The sequence below is a fragment of the Azospirillum brasilense genome (genome assembly GCF_001315015.1).
Lineage (GTDB): Bacteria > Pseudomonadota > Alphaproteobacteria > Azospirillales > Azospirillaceae > Azospirillum > Azospirillum brasilense.
In genome coordinates, this window is sequence record NZ_CP012916.1 from 422,672 (window position 1) to 442,500 (window position 19,829).

A 19,829-nucleotide genomic window follows, 5' to 3' on the forward strand; every position below is an offset into this window, starting at 1 on the left:
ACCAGATGAGGGAGCGGACTCCTTGACCGTACAGTCGATCTTCATGCCCGAGGCCATCTACCGGTATATGCTCGACACCTCTCTGCGCGAGACCGCCATCCAGGCGAAGCTGCGCGCCGAGACGGCCAAGTTGACCGAGGCCCATTATCAGATCGCCCCGGAAGAAGGACAGCTTCTGGCCTTCCTGGTTGAAATGATCGGCGCGCGCCGGACCTTGGACATCGGTACTTTCACCGGATACAGCGCGCTGACGGTGGCGCAGGCCCTGCCGGACGAGGGCCGGGTCGTCAGCCTCGACATCAACGAACAGTGGACGGCCAAAGCCCGCGCGATCTGGTCCGAGGCCGGAGTCGCCGAGAAGATCGAACTGCACATCGGGCCGGCGCTCGACAGCCTGGACAAGCTCCTAACCGATGGCGGCGGCGAGTCGTTCGATTTCGCCTTTATCGACGCCGACAAGGAAAGTTACGACGCCTATTATGAGCGCTGCCTGACCCTCGTACGGCGCGGTGGCCTGATTGTGGTGGACAACACCCTGTGGCGCGGGCGAGTCGCCGATCCCGGCGATCGCAAGGACAAGACCGAAGCCATCCGCGCCTTCAATGCTGCCCGTCTGCGGGATGAGAGGGTGGGCCTGTGCATGCTGCCCATCGGAGACGGCGTAACCCTCCTGCGGCGGCGCTGAGAAGCGTCTCCCACACGCAGACCGGCCCCTTGGCTGGAAAGCAGGGGCACGACACCGGATATGGGAGGGTCCTGAGAGGCCTTCCCCAGCCGTTCACATAAATCCCATAAGTTCAATTATGGAAAATTTATCCGAGGAATTCCGTGACAATGTTCCTTGGACGACGATCCTTATGGAGACGTGATAAATTTTGCTCTATCTCATAAGAGGTATCGCCCACACCTGATCTCACCGCGGCGATGTTGATGGTCGATCGCACATGATTTCAGGTTTGGGCCTCTCCACCTCGCATATGTTCGGCCCCGCCACGGCGCGGCAACGGCCCCGTTTCCGGTTCCTGGCCACAGCTTTTCTAGCATCCATCGCTTCCGGCGCGGTCGTCAGTCCCGCCCAAGCGGCGGACCAGCCGCATCTGACCACCGTCACCACGGTGCGGAAGAACGCTGACGGGCATCCGGCCAAAATGCTGCAGTTCGGCGTCTACCGGACGGAGGCCGATGCCTGGGTTGCCTGGAAGGCGGTCGTCCGACGCCAGCCGGACATGGTCGCCGATCTTGTTCCCCGAGTTTCTCTGCAAAAGCCCGAGATTCCCGATTCGGGTTTCGTCCTGCGGGCCGCTCCCCTGCCTGATCTCGACCCCAACTTCGTCTGCCGCCGGATTGTCGGCGGCGGCGGCAGTTGCCTCGTCGTAGACATCGCGGAGCAACCGACGGCTGCGACGCCCGCCACCACACCGGAGGACAACGACCACAACGGGGTCGTCACCTACAGCCCGGACCAGAGCCGGGAAATGCAGGAGATCGAGCGGCAGGCTGCCCGCCTGTCGCGCATCGCGGCCATCGTGCCCGGAAACGAAGCGCGGGTGGACATCGGGGCGCTGAAGGCCAGTCGCTGGAATCTCTGTTCCCTGACCTTCGACGATGGACCGCATCCGACGGTAACCCCGCGCATCCTCGATATCCTGCGCGTCGAAGGAGTGCGGGCAACCTTCTTCCCCATCGGCAACGTCGCAATCCGCCATCCGCGGATCATCCAGCGAATCGTCCAGGAAGGGCACGAGGTCGGCAACCACAGCCTGACCCACCCGAACATGCGCACCCTGACCACCGAGGCCCAACGCGCCCAGATTGCCGAAACGAACCGCATCCTGGCCGAGTCGGGCGCCGATCCGGTGCTGTTCCGGCCGCCCGCCGGCCGCTGGAACAGCGACACGCTGGCGGCTGTCGATCAGGAAAAGATGAGCCCGGCGCTGTGGAACGTCGATACGCGCGACTGGTTCACCCGCGACGCCGGCAAGATCATGGCGCAGCTGGAAGCCACCGGCACCATCGGCAGCGTCGTCCTGATGCACACCACCTACAACGCGACGGCGGAAGCGCTTCCCCGAGCCATCGGCCTGCTGCGAACGCGCGGTTGCCGCTTCGTCACCCTGTCGGAATGGATCACCAGCCTGAACAGCCTCGCCACGCCGCGCATCGCGCAGCGCTGAGGCCGGGAACCAAGCCTGCCCTCACCCACGCCGCCCCTTTCCCAACGTGGGAAAGAGGCGATTCAGGGCGGTTGCCTATATGATCAGGCGACGTTCTTGGCGCGGCCGCGGCGGGCCGGCTTGACCGGTGCGGCGGCTTTCTTGCCGAGACCGATCGACTTGGCGAAAGCGGAACGCTGCTCCGCATAGTTCGGGGCGGTCATCGGATAATCCGCGGGCAGCCCCCACTTCCGGCGGTATTCGTCCGGCGTCATTCCATAAGCCGTGCGCAGATAGCGCTTCAGCATCTTCAGTTTCTTACCGTCCTCGAGGCAAACGATGTAGTCCGGCATCACCGATTTCTTCACCGGCACGGCAGGGCGCAGTTCCACCGCTTCTGGTTCCGCAGGACGGCCCGTCCCCGACAGACTTTGGTGGACGATCCGGATGAGGTTCGGAAGATCATTCACCGCGATCTGGTTCGAGCGGACATAAGACGCAACGATCTTACCCGTCATGGCAACCAGATCGGTGGCCGAATTCTCAGAACCGTCGGTATCGCTGCTTTGCATGTCAGTTTCCTTCGAGAACGAATGATCCAAGAGGGAGGATGGGCAAAGTGATGCGCAAAGCGCAAGCCTGTGCATCAGGTTTAACATGCAAATGTGTAATGTGTTTCATGCAGGACACGCGGACGAGCGTGCCAGTCGAATGGAAATAGTAGACTTCGGTGATGAAATCGCCACCCGTTCAGACGGCGGAACGTGCGCGCTTTATCAGGTCGGCGTACCAGCGGGCAGAGGCTTTCGGCGTGCGTTTCTGCGATTCGAAGTCGACATGGACGATGCCGAAACGGTTGCCGTAACCGCTTCCCCACTCGAAATTATCCAGGAGCGACCAGACAAAGTAACCGCGCACGTCCGCCCCGCCACGAATCGCCTCGTGCATTGAGGCGTTATAGAGCCGGAGGTAGTTGATTCGGTGCTGATCGTCGATGGCACCCGATTCGTCCGGCGAATCGCTGCCGCCGCAACCGTTTTCCGTAATGACGATCGGCATGCGGTAACGGCGGGTGATCTCCAGCAGTTCGTCGCGGAAGGCGTCGGGGAAAACCGCCCATCCGACACCGTATGTCGGCGAATCGGGCGGGGCGTCACCCCAGCCATAGCCCCAGGTGGTGTCCGGATTCACGCGGGCGAAGATCGGGCCGTAGTGATTCAGCCCGAACCAGTCCATGGGACGGCAGATTTGCGCCATGTCGCCGGCCTTCACATAAGGCTCGATGGCGCGGGCGACGCGCGGCGGGTAATGGCCGAGAAGCTGTGGGTCGCAGAAGGTCAGGTTCCAGTGCTCGTCCAGGAGGGCGGCCGCCTCTGCGTTCTCCGGCCGGCCGCCTTCCGGCAGAACCCGCTGGCGGTTGTGCACCGCTCCGATCGAGGCACCCGGAACCAGAGCGCGGATCGCGTCCACCCCGGTCCCATGGGCAAGGTTGACGTGGTGAATGGCCCGAAGATGCTGGACCCGGTCGGTGATGCCAGGAGCTGCCCAGGGAATGGCGTAGCCGAACAGGGTAAAGACGGAAAACTCGTTGAAGGTGATCCACCGCTTCACCCGGTCGCCATAGCGCCGCGCCAGCAGAGTCGTGTAATCGGCGTACCAGCCGACGCTGTCCCGGTTCGCCCAGCCGCCGAGATCCTGCAACGCCTGAGGCAGGTCCCAGTGATAGACGCACAGCCAGGGCTCGATTCCCGCCTCCATCAGGGTGTCGATCAGACGGTCGTAAAAGTTCAGCCCGGCCTCATTGACCACCCCGCGCCCCCGCGGCAGCACCCGCGGCCACGCCACGGAGAAGCGGTAGGCATCCACTCCCAGCCCGCGCATCAGCGCCACGTCCTTGGCGTAGCGGTGATAATGGTCGCAGGCGACGTCGCCGGTGTCGCCGTTCACCACCCCGCCCACCGTACGGCAGCGCGTGTCCCAGATGCTGGGTCCACGCCCGTCCTCCGCCGCAGCCCCCTCGATCTGATAGGCGGAGGTGGAGACGCCCCAAACAAAGTCCTTCGGCAGGTCCGTCATCACCGTCTCCATTCCACGCCGATCGCCCATACCCATACTACCTTTGGCGGAATGGTCAAGAAACAGGCATAATAATGAGCGAACGGTTCGACGGAGCGGTCTCCCTTGGAACATAAGGCTGTGGAACGGCGAGCGACGCCCCTTCTCATCCCTGGTTTTCCCACCGGGTTTCTGTGGGGAACCTCGACGTCGGCCTTTCAAGTCGAAGGGGCCGCGACCGAGGATGGGCGGGCGCCGAGCATTTGGGACAGCTTCTGCCGCCTGAAGGGCCGGGTGGACAACGGCGACACCGGCGACGTCGCCTGCGACCATTACCACCGCTACGCCGAGGATGTGGCGCTGATGCGGGACATCGGGGTCGGCGCCTACCGTTTCTCCATCTCCTGGCCGCGGGTGCTGCCCCGCGGGCGTGGGGTGGTCAACGAGGCCGGGCTGGACTTCTACGACCGCCTGATCGACCGGCTTCTGGAAGCGGGGATCGAGCCTTGGGCTTGCCTCTACCATTGGGACCTGCCTCAGGCGTTGCAGGATCTCGGCGGCTGGGCGAACCGGGACAGCGCCGGCTGGTACGCCGACTATGCGGTGCTCTGCGCCCGCCGGTTCGGCGACCGGGTGACGCGCTGGGCGACCTTCAACGAGTTCTCCGTCTTCACCCTGTTCGGCTACGCGCTCGGCTGGGGCGCTCCCAGCGTGTCGGACCGCGGGGAGCATCTGAAGGTCATCCATCACACCAACCTCGCCCACGGGGCTGGCGTGGACGTGCTGCGCGATCTGGTGCCGGGCGCCTCGATCGGGGCGGTGCACAGTTTCCAGCCCTGCCGGCCCGCCGACCCGGCACCCGAAAACGTCGAGGCGGCGGCCCTGTTCGACGAGCTATGGAACCTGTGCTTCCCCGACGCACAGATTCTCGGCCATTACCCGCCGCGCATCGCCCGCGCCATCGAACCCCACGTCCAGCCCGGCGACATGGCGCGGATCTGCCGGCCCGTGGACTGGTTCGGCATGAATCATTACGCGCCGCTCTTCGCCCAGGCTGAGCCGGGCGCCGTCTGGGGCTGCGGCTTCGGCGCCCCGCCGGAGGGCATACCGCGCACCGACATCGGCTGGCCGCTCCAGCCCAGCGCCTTCCACGAGGCGTTGATGCAGGCCACCGCGCGCTACCGCCTGCCGATCTACGTGACGGAAAATGGCTACGGCACCAAGTCGCCGGAGGCCCCGGACGCTCAGGGGATAATCATGGACCGGGAACGGCTGGACTATCTGCAAGCCTGCATCCACGAAATGGTCCGGGCGCTGAAGGACGGAGCCGATGTGCGCGGTTACTTCGTCTGGTCACTGCTCGACAACTTCGAATGGGGTGGCGGCTACGGCACGCGGTTCGGCATCGTCCATGTGGGCTTCGAAACCCAGAAGCGCACACCGAAGGAGTCCGCGAAATGGTATTCCACGATGATCGGTGGCGCCCTGGGACGGGCCTCCTGACCCGGCCATGACGGACCCGATCGCGCAGCTTCGGCAGGCCGCGGCGCTGCACCAGACCGGGCGGCTGGCGGAGGCCGAGCCGCTCTACGCCGCCGTACTGACCGCCCTGCCCGGCCATCCCGATGCCCTGCATCTCTATGGCGTCCTCTGTGCGCAGACCGGGCGCCATGCCCGCGCTGTGGAGTTGATCGGCGCGGCCATCGCGCGAAAAAGCCACTCCGGCGCCTACCACGCCAACCTCGCCCGCGCCTTGCGCGCCGAGGGTCGGCTGGCGGAGGCGGCCGGCAGCCTGCGCCGCGCCATCGCGCTCCAGCCCAGTGCCGACGCCTTCTTCAGCCTCGGCAACATCCTGAAGCAGAGCGGTCATATGCAGGAGGCGCTGGCACGCTTCCGCTGCGCCCTGATCCTCCACCCCGAGGCGCCGGAGACGCGGATGAACGCCGCGTCGGTCCTGGAGACGCTTGGCCGGAGGGATGAGGCCTTGCGCCAGCTTCGCGCCGGGCTGGCTTGCGACCCCGCCAACCCTGCCCTTCTCTTCAACCTCGCCCGCACGGAGCAGGCGGCTGGCAACGCCGACCACGCTGCCTGCGGCTATCGCCGCGCCCTGCGCACCACTGCCGAGGGCGAAGACTCCGCCGTCAATCTGGGCACCGCGCTGCTGGAGGCCGGACGCCCCGCGGAGGCGGTGGACGCGCTGCGCCGCTGCGCCGCGCTGGCGCCCGATCGGGCAGAACGGCTGCTGGCCCTGGCGACCGCGCTGCGGCAGGCCGGCGCCGTAGATGGCTGTCTGACGGTCTTCCAGCGCTTGAAGGCGCTGACCCCGACCGACCCCACCCCTTGGCAGCGGAGCGCGGAAGTGCAGGAGGCGGCGGGACGGTTGGACGCCTGCGTCGCCACATTGCTGGAGGTGGCGCGCCTCAGCCGGGAGGGGCGGTTTCATTGGAAGACTGCCTATTATCATCTGGTCCGCATCGGCAATCTTTTGGTCGGGGAAGGCCGGCTGGACCGGGTGGCCGCCCTGCTCCCCCCCGCGGTCGCGGCCTTCCGCGGCGTCGACGCCGAACTTCACGCCTGGGCGCTGTTCCTTCAAGGGTCCCTGGCCACCCGGCTGGGCGAGGCGGCAGCAGCGCAGGAGGCGTTCCGGCGCGCGGAGCCCCACCTCCCCTTCCTCGCCCACATCCCCACCGGTGACGGCTTCGCCCGCCGGATCGAGGCGCTGTCCCCCGCCGCGGACACGGAATCGGAAGCCGCCTTCGTGCTGGAGACGCTGGCGCCACCGGGCAACGGACCGGTTGTCGTCGCCTCCTGCGACAGCGGCTATCTCGAACGGTTCGGCCCGCTGTTCCTCGCCAGTCTGGATCGTTTTTCCACCCCCGGTCAGGCCGCGCACCTCCACATCCTCGACCCCCGTCCGGACACAGCGGCGCGCGTCAGGGCGTTGGAGGGACGGCTGCGCCATGTCCGGCTCGGCTGGAGCCACGAGACCTCCCCTGCCGGGCTGACGGCGCAGGCACGGACCACCTTCTACACCTTCGCCCGTTTTCTGCGCGTGCCGCGTCTGTCGAGGCTTTACCAAGCGCCGCTAATGGTGGCGGACATCGATGCCTGCCTGCTGTCCGACCCGGTGGGTTTCCTTGCACCGTTGTCGGCGGCAACCCCGCTGGCGCTCCAGCATTTCCCGGACAATCTGGCACGGCTCTACGACGGGGTGGGCGGCGGGCTGGTGGTGATGCGGCCGGACCCCGCCGTCATCGCCCTGTTCGACCGGATCCGCCGATTCCTCGTCTCCTGGATCGCGGAGCGGCGGCTGCATTATTTCCTGGACCAGATCGCGCTGACGGCGGGAACCGACGACGCGGTCCGGCGCGGCGACGGACCGTCCATCCTGCCCATCCCCGTGAAGGGCCGCCTGTTCCTTTGCGGCGATGGGCTGTTCGTACAGATCCTGACGGAAAAGGACCAGCCCGGCTTTGCCGCCTCCATCGCCGCCCTGCTCGACCGGCTGGAACGAACCCCTCCGGCCCCAGACCCGCAATTGGACCGGAGTATGATCCTGAAGGCCATCGGGGTCATGGTCTGACATCCCCTATTCCGCAACCGCCACGACCCTCCGGTCCCCGCAAGGCTCCTCGCGCATGCGGACCGTCTCATCCCGTCGTTCGAGCACCAGCTTGCGACGGTGGTGCGCCTCAAGGCCGGGGTGGCTGCCGATGGTGATCAGGGTGGCGTCGGGAAACTCGCTGTCGATCAGGCGCAGCATCGCTTCCTCGGTCCGCGGGTCCAGGCTGCCGGTGGCGTCCTCCAGGAAAATCCAGTCCGGACGGCGGATCAGCAGGCGGGCGAAGCCCAGCAATTGCTGCTCCGGCACCGCCAGGACCTCGTCCCAGTTGTCGGGTTCGTCCAGACGCGCCCGCAGATGGCCAAGCCCGACCCGCTCCAGCGCCTCGGCCGCCGCGGCATCGCCCACCGTCTCCGCCCCCAGGGGATAGCTGAGAGCGGCGCGCAGCGTGTCGTGCGGCAGGTAGGGACGTTCGGCCATGAAGAACACGCGGGTGAGCGCGGGCAGGACAATGCTCCCCCCTCCCCATGGCCAGACCCGCGCCACCGCCCGGAACAGCCGCACCGCCGCCGCCGGATCGCCGACGATCAGCACTCGCTCGCCGGGGCGGATCTCCAGGTCGAAGGGCTCCACCACACGCCGCCCGTCCGGCTCGGCGATGGACAGCCCGCGAAAGCTCAGGCAATGCTCGCCGTCGCTGCGCTCCACGCTGATGCGCTCCGTTCCCTGCCCGTCGATCTCGCGGTCCAGGCGTTGGAGCGCCTCGTGCAGGCCCAGCACGCGCTCTACCGAGGCCTTCCACTCCGCCGCGCGGGCGAGGTTGTCGATGGGCCAGGACAGCGCGCCGACCGTCTGCTGGAAGGCCTGCGCCGTCTGCATCAGCACGCCGAGTGAGATGGCGCCGGCGATGTAGCTGGGTGAAGCGACCAGAATCGGAAAGACGGCGGACAGAACCGAATAGGCGGCGCTGAAGATCATCATGTTGGACAGGGCATGCGTCTGGCCGTTCCAGCCCCGCTGCACCCCGCCGAACAGCACGCCCAGGCGTTGACGCTCCCCCGACTCGCCGTGCAGGAGCGCGACGTCCTGCGCGTTCTCCCGCACGCGGGCGAGGCCGAAGCGGAAGGACGCCTCGTGCCCCTGCCGGCGGTTCACCGCCCTCACCAGCGGCTTTCCCATCAGCAGGGCGATGCTCGTCCCGACGGCCGCGTAGACCAGCGCGATGTAGAGCAGATAACCCGGCACGTGGAAGGTGCTCCCGGCCAGCGTCACCTCCGGCGAACCGGACAGCCGCCACAGGATGTTGGTGAAGCTGATCAGCAGGAGCGCGCAGTAGGACAGCGACAGGACGAGATCGATCGCCGCCTCGGTCGCGATGCGGATGTCCTCGGCGATGCGCCCGTCCGGGTTGTCGTGTTCGCCGGGCAAGTAGGTCACCTGATGCTGCCGGCCGCGCGTCAGCCAGTCACCCAGCAGCTTCTGCGTCAGCCATGTGCGCCAGCCCAGCTGCAGACGGCGCTTCACCCGCAGGTGCAGGATGGTGTTGACGATGTTGAACAGGATGATCCCGCCGGCCGCCGCGATCATCAGCACGAAACGGTCCATCGAGCGCTGCTCCAGCGCGTCGAACAGATGCTGGCTCCACAGGTTCAGCAGAATGGGAACCACAACCTGCCCGACCGTCAGAAGCCCCAGCGCCCCGGCAAGAAGCCACACCGTCCAATTCCGCCGACCTGACGACGGGTCACCGGACCAGAAGCCACCGGCCCAAAAGCCACCGGCAAGGCGAAGGAAACGGCGGGTGAAGCCGGACCGGTCCGGCGTCTTGGACGCGATCGACATGGCCCTCCCACCCCCTGGGCTTGAAGCAAGACCTCCTTTACCCTAACGAACAGTTTATTACCAATAGCTTGCCCCGCAGCGCACCAAAGGATTGGTGCACCGCCACAAAGTCATAGCCCGTCACGGCGTGGCGGCGATTTCTTCCGAAACCGGCAGAGCAGGCGGATGGGCCCATGCGGTTTGGGAATCGATCTCCACCTCGAAATCGGAAAAGATGGTTCGTCCGTACAGCGCGTGTCCGCGGTCCGGGATATCGGTGAAGAGGTGAAGCGCCATCGGCCCCGACCAGGGCGCCGCCAGCACCGCCGTCAGGTCCAGCGGGCGGCGCGGCTCCTCCAGCACCATCCAGCCGCTGGAGGCCAGGACGCCCTCCTCCCGTTCCGCCTCGTCCACCGTCACCGATGGCGGGGCAGCCACCAGTTTGCAGGCGATGGGAGCACGGCAGCGCGGATCGTCGATCACCGCGCACGCACGCACCGCCACGGCTCCCGGAACCTCGTCCAGCGGAATGAGAGCTGCCGTGACGACGCCGTGGAGCGGATGGAGCAGGACGCGCCCGCCGCGCAACAAGCCGAACCAGGGGAAAGTCGCCTCGAAGTCACGGCCCTTGCGCAGTTGCGACAGCACCGGCTCGTTCAGCGGCCAGACCATGCGATCAGGCGCCGGACGTGATGCCAGATGCGCCGCCGGACCGTATTCCAGCCCCGGCAACCCACCCCACAGCCGCAACGCCAGCATGGCCGGCTGCCCTACGGCGCGGGCCGGCGGCGCTACGGCGTACTCGTCGAGCAGGCCGGCCTGAGCCAGCGACAGGCGCGGCGCCTCCGTCACCACCCCGGTGGCGCCGATCCGCAGGTCGAGAAGACGATCCATCCGGGTGGAGGCGGTGGGCAGGCGCAGCGGCAGCCAGCCGGACCGCAGATCGCCGAAGGACAGCGCCCATTCCGCGATGGTCTCGCCGGTCTCCACCCCGGTCAGGACAATGGCGAGCACGCCGCTTCCCCTCGGCGCCTGGTCGAGATGCAGGTCGAGTCCGGCCAGCCCCCGCGCGCCCGCCGGCAGGCGCTGCACGATCTCTGCCGCCCCTGCGGGATTCCGGCCATGACGCAACGGCACCGCCAGCGCTCCCACCGGGCGCGGCGTTGCGAAGACCAGCCGCGGCGGGCTGAGGCGCAGGGCGTCCAGAAGTTCCACCGCTTCCGGCGGCAAGCGGACGGAGCGGCCCCATTCCTCCCGCAGGGTGGACAACGTGCGCTGAAGCCCGGCGTTGCGGCGGTGCAGCCCGTCGATCTCCGCAAGGGCCTGGGTCAACAGGCCGTGCAGCACCGTGGACGCGTCGCCCGTCGCTTGGGGCGGCGCGCTGCCCTGCCCTCCGGCCTCCTCCCACCAGTCGAGCAGCCGCTCGGCGTCCCGCCGCGCCGCCTCGTCGCAGGACCACAGCGCCTGGACGGCGGCGGGCGGGATGGCCAATGGTCGCAACGCCTCGCCCTCCGCCGCTCCGGCGCCCTCGGACAGCAGCAGATAGCCGCCGTCATGACGGACCAGCCGCAGCAGGCGAAGGGGCATGGCGCCCGCTTCCAACCCGGCGCAAGCGCCGACGGCGATGAGCTTCGGCGTGCCGTCGTAGAGGGAGGCGAACTGGGCCGCGGGGGCGGAGAGCTTCATGATGATGACACCCTTATCAGGCGGCCGCGGATGGTTCGGAAAGACACATGGACAGAGGCGGACAAGCGAGCCAATCGGTGTCGGGTTCCATCGCATCCTCCCAGCGCCGCAGCTTGTCCGGCGGAAGGCCCAGCGCCTGGCACAGGCGAAAAGTCCGGGCGTCGAGGGGGACGATGGCCTGATAGGCGTGCTCGAAAGCGGCGCAGCCGTTGACCGCATCGGCCAGCGTTGGTGCATCCGGGGCCACGGATGGTCCCAGCAGCGCCCAGCCCGCCACGCCGAGCGCGCGCAGCCGACCCATCAGCGAATGCGCCACGCCATGCCGTACCGTCACCACCAGATCGAAGACCGCCAAGGTGCCGACCGCCATGTCCTCCTCGTCCACGCCCAGCGGGCGCAGGGGCGTTCCCAGATAGGCGCTGCGGCGGGTCAGTGGGTGTTCGGGCAGCACCAGCGGCAGCGGATGGGGGATGATCGACGCAAAGACCTCCGCCGCCGCCTCTGTGAGGGACAGATGACCGCCGCCCAGCGCCACGAGATGCGCGTCATAGCCCTTCCCGGCCAGCCAGCGGGCCATGCGGACGGCGGTATCCAACCCCTCCGTGTCGGCAGGCTCCGCCACCAGCGCCGCCAGACGACGATTTCCCGCCGGGGGGAGCAGCGGCAGCACCGAGGGCAGGCGATGCACCGTCTGGTAGACATCTTCCGGCATGGCGACCCCGGCGCGATAGCGGTCGATGGGCGCCGCCGCCCAGCCGCCGTTGGACGGCCGCGACCACGCCGCGGCCATCTCCTCGCGCAGCGCGAGCAGGGCGGCATCGGCGCTGGCCGGCGGTTGCACCGCGTCGGGCAATGCGAGGCCGAGGCTCAACCGGGCCTCGGCGCAGGACTTCCGGGGGTCCCGCTCCAGCAAGGGGGTGCCCACCGGCTGGCGCCGCACGAGGTCGAGCAGGACCGTCGTCGGCAGCATCGTCATCGCCGCCCCTCCGTCAGGCAGGGGGAACGGCGCGTCCGCCTGCAGCCCAACAGGCATCCCGGACCAGGACAACGCACAGCCGCCCCCAGCCGCCCGCGCCGTCACCTCGGCGCGCACCAGCGTCGCCTGCGCCGTTGCACGCTCCAGAACCCACAGCGCGCCGCGCAGCAGGCCATGGCGCATCAGCAGGTCGTAAAGGCCGGAATCCATCACCACCAGCAGGCCGGGGCACTCCCCATAGCCGGGACGCTCCGGCGCGCGCAGAGCGCGGCGCACGAAGGTGGCGAGTGGCACCTCCTCCTCCCCCAACGCCGGGTCGGTGACGCAGCGAACGGAGGCACGGTCCGGCATATAGACAGCGTAGCGTCGACCGACCGCCACCTCCGCCCGCAACACGGCCCGGACCGTGAACAGCGCGGGGTGGCGCTTCTGGATGTGGGTCAGGATGGGGCGGTAGTCACGCTCCGACTCGGTCAGCATGCTCTCGCCACGGCGGCGGTAGCCGAATCCGGTGCCCGGCACATGCACGCCGTGAAAGCCGCGCTCCAGCCCTTGGAGCCAGAATTCCCAGTCCTCGCTGCCCTGTCGCATCGCCTCGTCGAAGCGGGCGCCACTGTCCAGCAGGCGGCGCGAGGCCATGCTACCCGCCTCGCTGACGTTGCGGAACAGATGCTCCAGTGGCGAATAGGCGCCCGACATGTCGCAGAATTCGAAAAAGCCGAACTTGTCCACATCCGGATAGACCCAGCCAACCTCCACCCCCGCCGACCGCAGCGCGTCCAACATCCGTTGCAGCAGATGGGGGTGGATGCGGTTGTCGGAATCGAGGAAGTAGATGGCTTCCAACGCCGGAAAGGCGTTCAATGCGAAGGCGATCCCGCTGTTGCGCGCCGCGCTCAGCCCGGCGTTGCGTTTGTGCAGATAATAGACCCGCCCCGGATGGGCCGCCGCGAACTCCCGGCAGACCTGCCCGGTCTCTGCAAAGGGGCAGCCGTCGTTGACCACCACCACGGCATAGGCAAAGTCCGTATCCTGGGCGAGCGCGGTGGACAAAGCCTCGACCAGCAGACCCGAATGCTTGTAGGTCGGCACGACAATGGCCGCGCGGACATCTTCGCCGTCACCGGACCTTGAATCGATATCGGTTCCAATGGAATGCATGGGGAAACGAAGTGATGACGTTCCGCTGTCGATAGCACCGCTTCCGCTTGGAGCCGATGTGATAAATCGCGGACCAGAGCGGTCCAGTCCGCAACCACCTTTCTGCTCCCCCTAGCTCAATCAGGCTGGAAGGCAGGCGGACTGATTGAGGCGGTTGATTCCAGCGCCGGGGAGTTTCGCTCTCCCCCGCCCTGCAGATCCGACGCCGCTCCGTCCCCGTCAGAACTTCGACCCCTTGATAAGCCATGACGTTTGCAATTCGTTTGCGTCCGCGCGATGGCGCGCAACGCAAAAGTGAAATGCTCCCCATTGCCCGGACGTGAACTGGCTGCCCTGATCGGTGTTGAAGATGTCTGGCCAGCCGTACCGCGCCATCGCCTTCTCCACGGCCACAATGCAGAACTCGACGTCCATACTGTTCAACAGCCGTCAAATCAGGACCTTGCGCGTCGCCCAGTCGTGCGGCGGGAGAGGCCGATCTTGATGCCGACCAACACGGGAGCGGCAATGACGAAGAGCAGGGCGACGGCGGTGAACGCCGTGTCGAAGGCGATCACCGTGGACTGCCCCGTCACGGTCCGGCCCAGAAGGCTCGTTGCGACCCGGCTCGCGGCGGCCGCCTCCAGCCCCTTCGCCGTCAGCGTCGCTGCGGTGGACACCAGCCACTCGATGGGCATGGAGCCTCCCGCGGTGACGTTGGCGCCGAGGACCGCAACGTTGGCGGAGATGTCATGGTCGATCAGGGTCTGGAGCGCCGCGACTCCCATCAGGCCGCCAAGCTGGCGACCGGTGTTGAAGAGGCCGATTCCGGCCGCCAGACTCCGGCGGTCGAGGGTGCCGAAAGCGATCAGGGTGATCGAGAGGAACAGGAAGCCGAGGCCAAGACCGCGCAATAGGATCGCCGCCATCATGTCGTCAGCACCGCTCTCGGCGGTCGAACCGGACAGCATCCACATGGCGCCCGTGATGGTCAGGATGCCGAATGGCACTGTGGCGAACGGAGGGACGCGGCGCACCTGAATCAGAAAAGCGACCATCAGGAGCGAGCCGATGAAAAGCGCGCCGCTCGGTAACAGCAGCAGGCCGGCCTCGGTGGGCGTGAAGGCGAGGACGGACAGGGCGAACGACGGGATCAGGAACGCACTTCCGAACAGAGCGGCGCCGGCAACGAAGCTGACGATGAAGGCGAAGGAAAAGGCGTCTGATTCGAACAGGGTGACGTCGAGCAGGCCCTGGCCCTTCATCAACGCCTGTTGGCCGAGAAAAACCAGCAGAGCGGCTGCGCCGGTCACGGCCAGCCACAGGATGCGGGGCTCCTCGAACCAGTCCCACCGGCTGCCCTGGCTGAGGACGCAGGTGACGCAGAAGACCGTGACGGCAATCAGGGCGAACCCGATTCCGTCAAAAGGACGGGGGGCGGCCTTGGCGGGCATCGGTCCGTCGGCGACCAGCAGAAGCCCCGCGGCCGCCAGGGCCAGCGGAACGACGCTGAAAAAGATCCAGGTCCAGGATTGGCTGTCGAGCAGCGCCCCCTGAAAGGCCGGGGCGATGGTTGCGGGAGCGACGACGGCCCCCATGGCGAACAGGGCCTGCACGACTGGCTGGCGGGATCGCGGACAGGCGAGGAAAAGCATAGCCTGCCCCCCGACAAGCAGGATGCCGCCGGCGAAGCCCTGGACGGTGCGAAGGGCGACCAGCAGGTCCAGCCGATCGGTCGCGGCGGCCATGCCGCACGCCATGCCCATGGCCAAGGTCGAGCCGACGACCACACCGCGCGGAGGGATGCGGGTCATCAGCCAGGGGGCTGCCATGAAGCCGATGAGCTTGAGCGTGGTGTACCCGATGTCCAGCCAGGCGAACTCGTCGGGGGTCGCGTGGGTGTCGCCCATGATGTCGCCGCGCCCGAGCGACAGCACGGTGCCGGCGATCGCCTCCGTCAGTGTGGCGAGCAGGATGCCGGCGACGAGGAGAATTTCGGCCGCGGCCCCGTCGCGGCCCGGCGTGGCGGTGGGGGCGGTGGTCATTGGTCGCCTCCCTGGGTGATCTCGACACGGGCCGACAGGCCGGGCACGAGGCGGCCGGGCAACGGATTACCGACAAGCCGGATCTTCACCGGCACGCGCTGAACGACGCGAACGAAGTTCCCCGTCGCGTTGTCCGCGGGCAGCAGACTGAAGGCGGACCCGCTGCCGGGCGCAAGGCTGTCGACCACGCCGTCGAGCGTCCCGTCCGGATAACCGTCGACGGAGACGCGGGCGCGTTGGCCGGGCCGGATGTGTTCGAGCTGGGTTTCCTTATAGTTCGCCACCACCCACACATCGTCGACCGGAACGATGTCGAGCAGGGAAGCGCCCGGCGCGACGAGGCGGCCGACGCGGACCTGGCGGTTGCCGACGGCGCCGGCGACCGGCGCGCGCACCACGGTGCTCTCGAGATCGATCTGGGCGAGGTCGCGCGCGGCCTGAGCCTGGGCTACGGCGGCAACGGCCGCGTCGCGTTGCGCGGCAAGGACGGCGATGCGTTGCTGCTGGGCCTCGACCGTCGCCGAGGCGGCCGACAGGCCCGCCTCCGCCTTCAAGCGCGCAGCGTCGCTTTCATCAAGGTGGGCTTGACTGACGGCGTTGCCGCGGATCAATTCACGGCGGCGGTCGTAGGCCTTGGCCGCGAGAGTCATCTCGGCCATGGCCGACCGTCTCTGGGCTTCAGCCTGCCGGATCAGGACGTGCTGTAGCCGGGTCTCCGCATCGACGTTCGTAAGCCGGGCCTGGGCCGCCTCGACATTGGCCACCGCTTGGGCCAGCCGCGCGCGGTAGTCGCGATCGTCGATCCGGAACAGGACGTCGCCGGCTCCGACGGTCTGGTTGTCCTCAACCTCGACGGCCGTGACGTAACCGGCGACCTTCGGGGCGAGCGAGGTCACGTCGCCGCGGACATAGGCGTTGTCGGTCGCCGTCCCGCCGTTTGAACGGGCCCAGTTCCACCCGCCCGCCGCGACCACGACGGCGCCGAGGCACAGCAGCACGCCGACCGTCCTTCTTTTTCTGGGGGGAGCCGCGGCGGCGCCGACCGCGGAGCGTTCGCCAGTGACGTTTGTGCCGGCGACGACGGCCCCCCTGTCCTGGAGCGTGTCCATTCCCTCATTCCTTATCGGGGGTGTCCCAAGCGTCGCCGCCGGTCGCCGCCGCTCCCATCCGCATCGGCTCAGGCCTTGGCAGCCACCGGAAGACGGAAGGGGGCACCCAGCCGGTTGAAGGCGTTCATCGCAGCGATGGCGATGGTGAGATCGACCAGATCCTTCGGCTCGAACGCCGCCGATGCCGCCGCGTAGGCGACGTCGGACGCGTGGGTTTCGCTGACACGGGTCACCTCCTCGGCCCAGGCCAGGGCCGCGCGCTCCGTGTCGGAGAACAGGTGCGGAACCTCCTCCCACACCGGCACCAGCGTGACCTTGTCGATCGACATGGTCTTCCGGAGATCGCGGCTGTGCAGATCGATGCAGTGAGCGCAGCCGTTGATCTGCGAGACCCTGAGGAACACGAGGTGGATGAGCTCCTCGGGCAGGTTGGTGCGCTTCGTGACGTAATGATGGACGCCGAAGAGAGCCTTCGCGCCGTCGGGCGCAACCTCGTACCAAGCCAAGCGTGCCATGTTCTTTGCCTTTCCTGACATCAACTGATTACGGTTCCCGCTGCGCCGGCCCATGGCCGCCGCCGGGTGTTTTCTTAGCCCCTCAGCGCACGGTTTGCCGGCCGAGCCAGTCCTCGAACCGGATGGCGCCGAGGCGGGGGTTCCGGCCGGGGGTCAGCGATTGATCGTTGAGTACGTCGCCGAAGTAGCGCGCGTGGATGTCCGGCACGACCTTGCGCGTGTCGTTCGTCGCCTGCAGGAAGCGCCGGACCAGCTCATCGAGCGGGATCGCCTCCGGACCGGCGACTTCGAGCGTGCCATTGACCGGCGACGCGAGCGCGACCTCGGCGAGGGCCGCCACCACGTCGTCGGAGGCGATCGGCTGGATCAGTGCCGGCGACAGGCGGATTTCCCCGCCGACCGTGGCCGCCTGCGCGATCCCGCCGACGAATTCGAAGAACTGCGTGGCGCGCAGAATGGTGTGGGGAATGCCGGACGCTTTGATGAGGCTTTCCTGGGCGACCTTCGCCCGAAAGTATCCGTTGTCGGGAAGCCGTTCGCTGCCGACAATCGAGAGGGCGAGGTGGTGGCGGACACCGGCGGCCACTTCGGCGGCAAGCAGGTTGCGACCCGAGGTCTCAAAGAAGTCGAGGACGGCCTTGTCCTCCCAGACCGGCGCGTTCGCCACGTCGACGACGACAGCGGCTCCGTCCATCGCCTGGGCCAAGCCCTCGCGGGTGATGGTGTTCACGCCCGTCTTTGGCGAGGCTGCGAGCGCATCGTGGCCGCGCTCGCGGAGGGTCTGCACCAGCTTCGATCCGATGAGGCCGGTGCCTCCGATGACGACGATCTTCATGGGGGCTCTCCGCTTCTCGACGGAAACCAGCGCCGTCGATGGAAGGGAGAGTGCCCGCGCACGCCGGAGAAGTCCTCGCGGCGGGCTTGAATTCCCCTCCAAGGACGCTTGGATTTCCGTCCAAGGAAGCCCATACGGCGCGCCTCGACGCGAACGGTGCAGCCGTGCACGCGCTGCCGTGCTATCAAGGGCGCACATCGTTCGCCCGTCGCCCCGGACAGGGAAGCGAGGGCGTTCGGTCCAGGGAGGTGCAGGCTTTGCCGTTTCGTTTCGGAGAGTGTGTACTCGATCAGGAGCGCCGGGAACTGACCCTGCGCGGACAGGTCGTGGGCGTTGGCCCGCAGGTCTTCGACCTGCTGCTGCATCTCGTCCGCAACCACGACCGCGTCGTCAGCAAGGACGATTTGCTGGAGGCGGTGTGGAACGGACGGATCGTCTCCGAATCGACCATCACCAGCCACATCAACGCGGTTCGCAAGGCCATCGGCGACAGCGGCGGGGAGCAGCGTCTGGTCCGCACGGTCCCCCGCAAGGGGTTCCGCTTCGTTGGCGCGATAGACGTCGGGGGGGCCGAGGTCGGCGCGATCGGGGAGACACCGCAGCCCGGCGGATCAGGCATCGCCAGCGGCGCTTCCAGCGAAGGCCGGGAGACGCCGTCCGGACCGGCCCTGCCGGGCAAGCCCTCGATCACCGTGCTGCCATTCCAGAACCTGAGCGGCGACCCGGAGCAGGACTATTTCGCCGACGGCGTTGTGGAGGACATCATCGCCGCCCTGTCGCGCATCCGCTGGCTGTTCGTCATCGCGCGCAACTCGAGCTTTGCCTACAAGGGCCGGGCGGTGGATGTGACGGACGTCGGCCGCGAGCTGGGCGTCCGTTACGTGCTCGAAGGCAGCGTCCGCAAAGCCGGGAACAAGGTGCGCATCACCGGGCAGCTCATCGACGCGACGAGCGGGATGCATCTCTGGGCCGAGCGCTTCGAAGGCATGCTCGACGACCTTTTCGAGCTGCAGGACCGGATCGCCGAGAGCGTCGTCGGCGCGATCGCGCCGCAGCTCGAGCGGGCGGAGATCGAGCGCGCCAAGCGCAAGCCGACGGAAAGCCTGGATGCCTACGATTACTATCTCCGCGGCATGGCGAAACTGCACAGCGGAACCCGCGAGGCGATCGACGCGGCGCTGCCCCTGTTCCACAAGGCGACGGGCCTCGACCCGGAATTCGCATCGGCCTATGGCGGGGCGGCCTGGTGCCATCTCTGGCGCAAGGTGAACGGTTGGATGACCGACCGTCCCCGGGAGATCGCCGAAGGGGTACGGCTGGCGCGGTTGGCGGTGGAGTTCGGCCGTGACGACGCGGTCGCGCTGACGAGAGCCGGGCACGCGCTTGGTCACTTCGTCGGCGATCTCGATGGCGGCATCGCGCTCATCGACCGGGCCGTGCTGCTCAACCCCAATTTCGCCCCCGCTTGGTTCCTCGGCGGCTATCTGCGCGCCTTCCGCGGTGAAACGGAAAGCGCGAGCGAGCATTTCGTCCATGCCGCCCGCCTGAGCCCGCTGGACCCGGAGATGTTCCGGATGCAGGCGGGGACGGCACTCGCGCATTTCTTCGCCGGGCGCTACGATTGCGCCGTGGCCTGGGCGGACAAGGCGTTGGGGAACCTGCCCAGCCTTCTGGTCGCCATTGCCCTGACGGCGGCGAGTCACGCGCTGGCTGGGCGGACGGAAGACGCGCGGCAGACGATGCAGCAATTGCGCGCGCTCGACCCGTCCTTGCGCGTCTCCACTCTCAGAGAATGGCTGCCGATCCACCGTCCCGAGGATCTCACGCGGTTTGCGGAGGGACTGAGCCTGGCTGGGTTGCCCGAGTGAACTCAGCCGTTGACTGAAGCGCGCCAGTTCCAGACATGAAGGGAGATTTTCAGCTCCACGTCGA

At 67.5% G+C, this 19,829-nt stretch carries 14 protein-coding genes and 1 pseudogene; 5 read left to right on the forward strand and 10 right to left on the reverse strand.

Going from position 1 to position 19,829, the window contains the following annotated elements; translation table 11 throughout:
• Positions 1–22: 22 nt before the first annotated feature.
• Both AMK58_RS23295 and AMK58_RS23300 read left to right on the forward strand, forming a co-directional pair.
• Positions 23–685 (forward strand): class I SAM-dependent methyltransferase, encoded by a 663-nt coding sequence (locus tag AMK58_RS23295; RefSeq protein WP_035679314.1) that lies wholly within the window; start codon positions 23–25, stop codon positions 683–685.
• A gap of 259 nt (positions 686–944) precedes the next feature.
• Positions 945–2,174 (forward strand): polysaccharide deacetylase family protein, encoded by a 1,230-nt coding sequence (locus AMK58_RS23300; protein ID WP_236778306.1) that lies wholly within the window; start codon positions 945–947, stop codon positions 2,172–2,174.
• Between the two features lie 83 nt (positions 2,175–2,257).
• Here the strand turns inward: AMK58_RS23300 and AMK58_RS23305 are convergent, their stop codons facing one another.
• Both AMK58_RS23305 and AMK58_RS23310 read right to left on the reverse strand, forming a co-directional pair.
• Positions 2,258–2,725 (reverse strand): Ros/MucR family transcriptional regulator, encoded by a 468-nt coding sequence (locus AMK58_RS23305; RefSeq protein ID WP_014242569.1) that lies wholly within the window; start codon positions 2,723–2,725, stop codon positions 2,258–2,260.
• A 178-nt stretch (positions 2,726–2,903) separates the two neighbouring features.
• Positions 2,904–4,229, reverse strand: coding sequence for a GH1 family beta-glucosidase (locus tag AMK58_RS23310; RefSeq protein ID WP_035679341.1), 1,326 nt, complete (start codon positions 4,227–4,229; stop codon positions 2,904–2,906).
• 105 nt (positions 4,230–4,334) lie between these two features.
• Between AMK58_RS23310 and AMK58_RS23315 the strand changes: the two genes are divergently transcribed.
• Both AMK58_RS23315 and AMK58_RS23320 read left to right on the forward strand, forming a co-directional pair.
• Complete coding sequence (locus tag AMK58_RS23315; RefSeq protein WP_301340813.1) at positions 4,335–5,711, forward strand: GH1 family beta-glucosidase; 1,377 nt, start codon at positions 4,335–4,337, stop codon at positions 5,709–5,711.
• Positions 5,712–5,718: 7 nt separating this feature from the next.
• Positions 5,719–7,791 (forward strand): tetratricopeptide repeat protein, encoded by a 2,073-nt coding sequence (locus AMK58_RS23320; RefSeq protein ID WP_059399513.1) that lies wholly within the window; start codon positions 5,719–5,721, stop codon positions 7,789–7,791.
• A gap of 6 nt (positions 7,792–7,797) precedes the next feature.
• Here AMK58_RS23320 and AMK58_RS23325 read toward each other — a convergent pair whose 3' ends face one another.
• The 8 genes and pseudogenes from AMK58_RS23325 to AMK58_RS23360 form a co-directional block, all read right to left on the reverse strand.
• Positions 7,798–9,612, reverse strand: a complete 1,815-nt coding sequence (locus AMK58_RS23325; protein WP_035679311.1) for an ABC transporter ATP-binding protein/permease — start codon at positions 9,610–9,612, stop codon at positions 7,798–7,800.
• Positions 9,613–9,732: 120 nt separating this feature from the next.
• A complete protein-coding gene (locus AMK58_RS23330) occupies positions 9,733–11,277 on the reverse strand; it encodes a DUF6212 domain-containing protein (RefSeq protein ID WP_035679310.1) in 1,545 nt (514 codons plus the stop codon).
• A gap of 16 nt (positions 11,278–11,293) precedes the next feature.
• Entirely contained in the window at positions 11,294–13,345 is a 2,052-nt protein-coding gene (locus AMK58_RS23335) for a glycosyltransferase family 2 protein (protein ID WP_158283153.1), read from the reverse strand.
• 384 nt (positions 13,346–13,729) lie between these two features.
• Positions 13,730–13,873: pseudogene (locus tag AMK58_RS30655) on the reverse strand (IS3 family transposase); the annotation flags it as partial.
• On the reverse strand, positions 13,849–15,438 hold the full coding sequence (locus AMK58_RS23345; RefSeq protein WP_035679307.1) for an MFS transporter: 1,590 nt from the start codon (positions 15,436–15,438) through the stop codon (positions 13,849–13,851). The pseudogene AMK58_RS30655 and the gene AMK58_RS23345, both read right to left, overlap by 25 nt.
• Positions 15,435–16,547, reverse strand: a complete 1,113-nt coding sequence (locus AMK58_RS23350; RefSeq protein WP_035679304.1) for an HlyD family secretion protein — start codon at positions 16,545–16,547, stop codon at positions 15,435–15,437. The genes AMK58_RS23345 and AMK58_RS23350 overlap by 4 nt, the downstream gene beginning before the upstream one ends.
• Before the next feature lie 68 nt (positions 16,548–16,615).
• Positions 16,616–17,062 (reverse strand): carboxymuconolactone decarboxylase family protein, encoded by a 447-nt coding sequence (locus AMK58_RS23355; RefSeq protein WP_035679302.1) that lies wholly within the window; start codon positions 17,060–17,062, stop codon positions 16,616–16,618.
• An 82-nt stretch (positions 17,063–17,144) separates the two neighbouring features.
• Complete coding sequence (locus tag AMK58_RS23360) at positions 17,145–17,897, reverse strand: SDR family oxidoreductase (RefSeq protein WP_035679300.1); 753 nt, start codon at positions 17,895–17,897, stop codon at positions 17,145–17,147.
• A 257-nt stretch (positions 17,898–18,154) separates the two neighbouring features.
• Between AMK58_RS23360 and AMK58_RS23365 the strand changes: the two genes are divergently transcribed.
• Positions 18,155–19,765: a winged helix-turn-helix domain-containing tetratricopeptide repeat protein gene (locus tag AMK58_RS23365; RefSeq protein ID WP_035679299.1), complete on the forward strand. Its 1,611-nt coding sequence runs from the start codon at positions 18,155–18,157 to the stop codon at positions 19,763–19,765.
• Positions 19,766–19,829: the final 64 nt, after the last annotated feature.

Bases quoted from the DNA above. Each gene is read 5' to 3' on its own strand.
- AMK58_RS23300 (WP_236778306.1), top strand. From the start codon at position 945: ATGATTTCAGGTTTGGGCCTCTCCACCTCGCATATGTTCGGCCCCGCC.
- AMK58_RS23305 (WP_014242569.1), bottom strand. From the start codon at position 2,725: ATGCAAAGCAGCGATACCGACGGTTCTGAGAATTCGGCCACCGATCTG.
- AMK58_RS23310 (WP_035679341.1), bottom strand. From the start codon at position 4,229: ATGACGGACCTGCCGAAGGACTTTGTTTGGGGCGTCTCCACCTCCGCC.
- AMK58_RS23320 (WP_059399513.1), top strand. From the start codon at position 5,719: ATGACGGACCCGATCGCGCAGCTTCGGCAGGCCGCGGCGCTGCACCAG.
- AMK58_RS23325 (WP_035679311.1), bottom strand. From the start codon at position 9,612: ATGTCGATCGCGTCCAAGACGCCGGACCGGTCCGGCTTCACCCGCCGT.
- AMK58_RS23330 (WP_035679310.1), bottom strand. From the start codon at position 11,277: ATGAAGCTCTCCGCCCCCGCGGCCCAGTTCGCCTCCCTCTACGACGGC.
- AMK58_RS23345 (WP_035679307.1), bottom strand. From the start codon at position 15,438: ATGACCACCGCCCCCACCGCCACGCCGGGCCGCGACGGGGCCGCGGCC.
- AMK58_RS23350 (WP_035679304.1), bottom strand. From the start codon at position 16,547: ATGGACACGCTCCAGGACAGGGGGGCCGTCGTCGCCGGCACAAACGTC.
- AMK58_RS23355 (WP_035679302.1), bottom strand. From the start codon at position 17,062: ATGGCACGCTTGGCTTGGTACGAGGTTGCGCCCGACGGCGCGAAGGCT.
- AMK58_RS23360 (WP_035679300.1), bottom strand. From the start codon at position 17,897: ATGAAGATCGTCGTCATCGGAGGCACCGGCCTCATCGGATCGAAGCTG.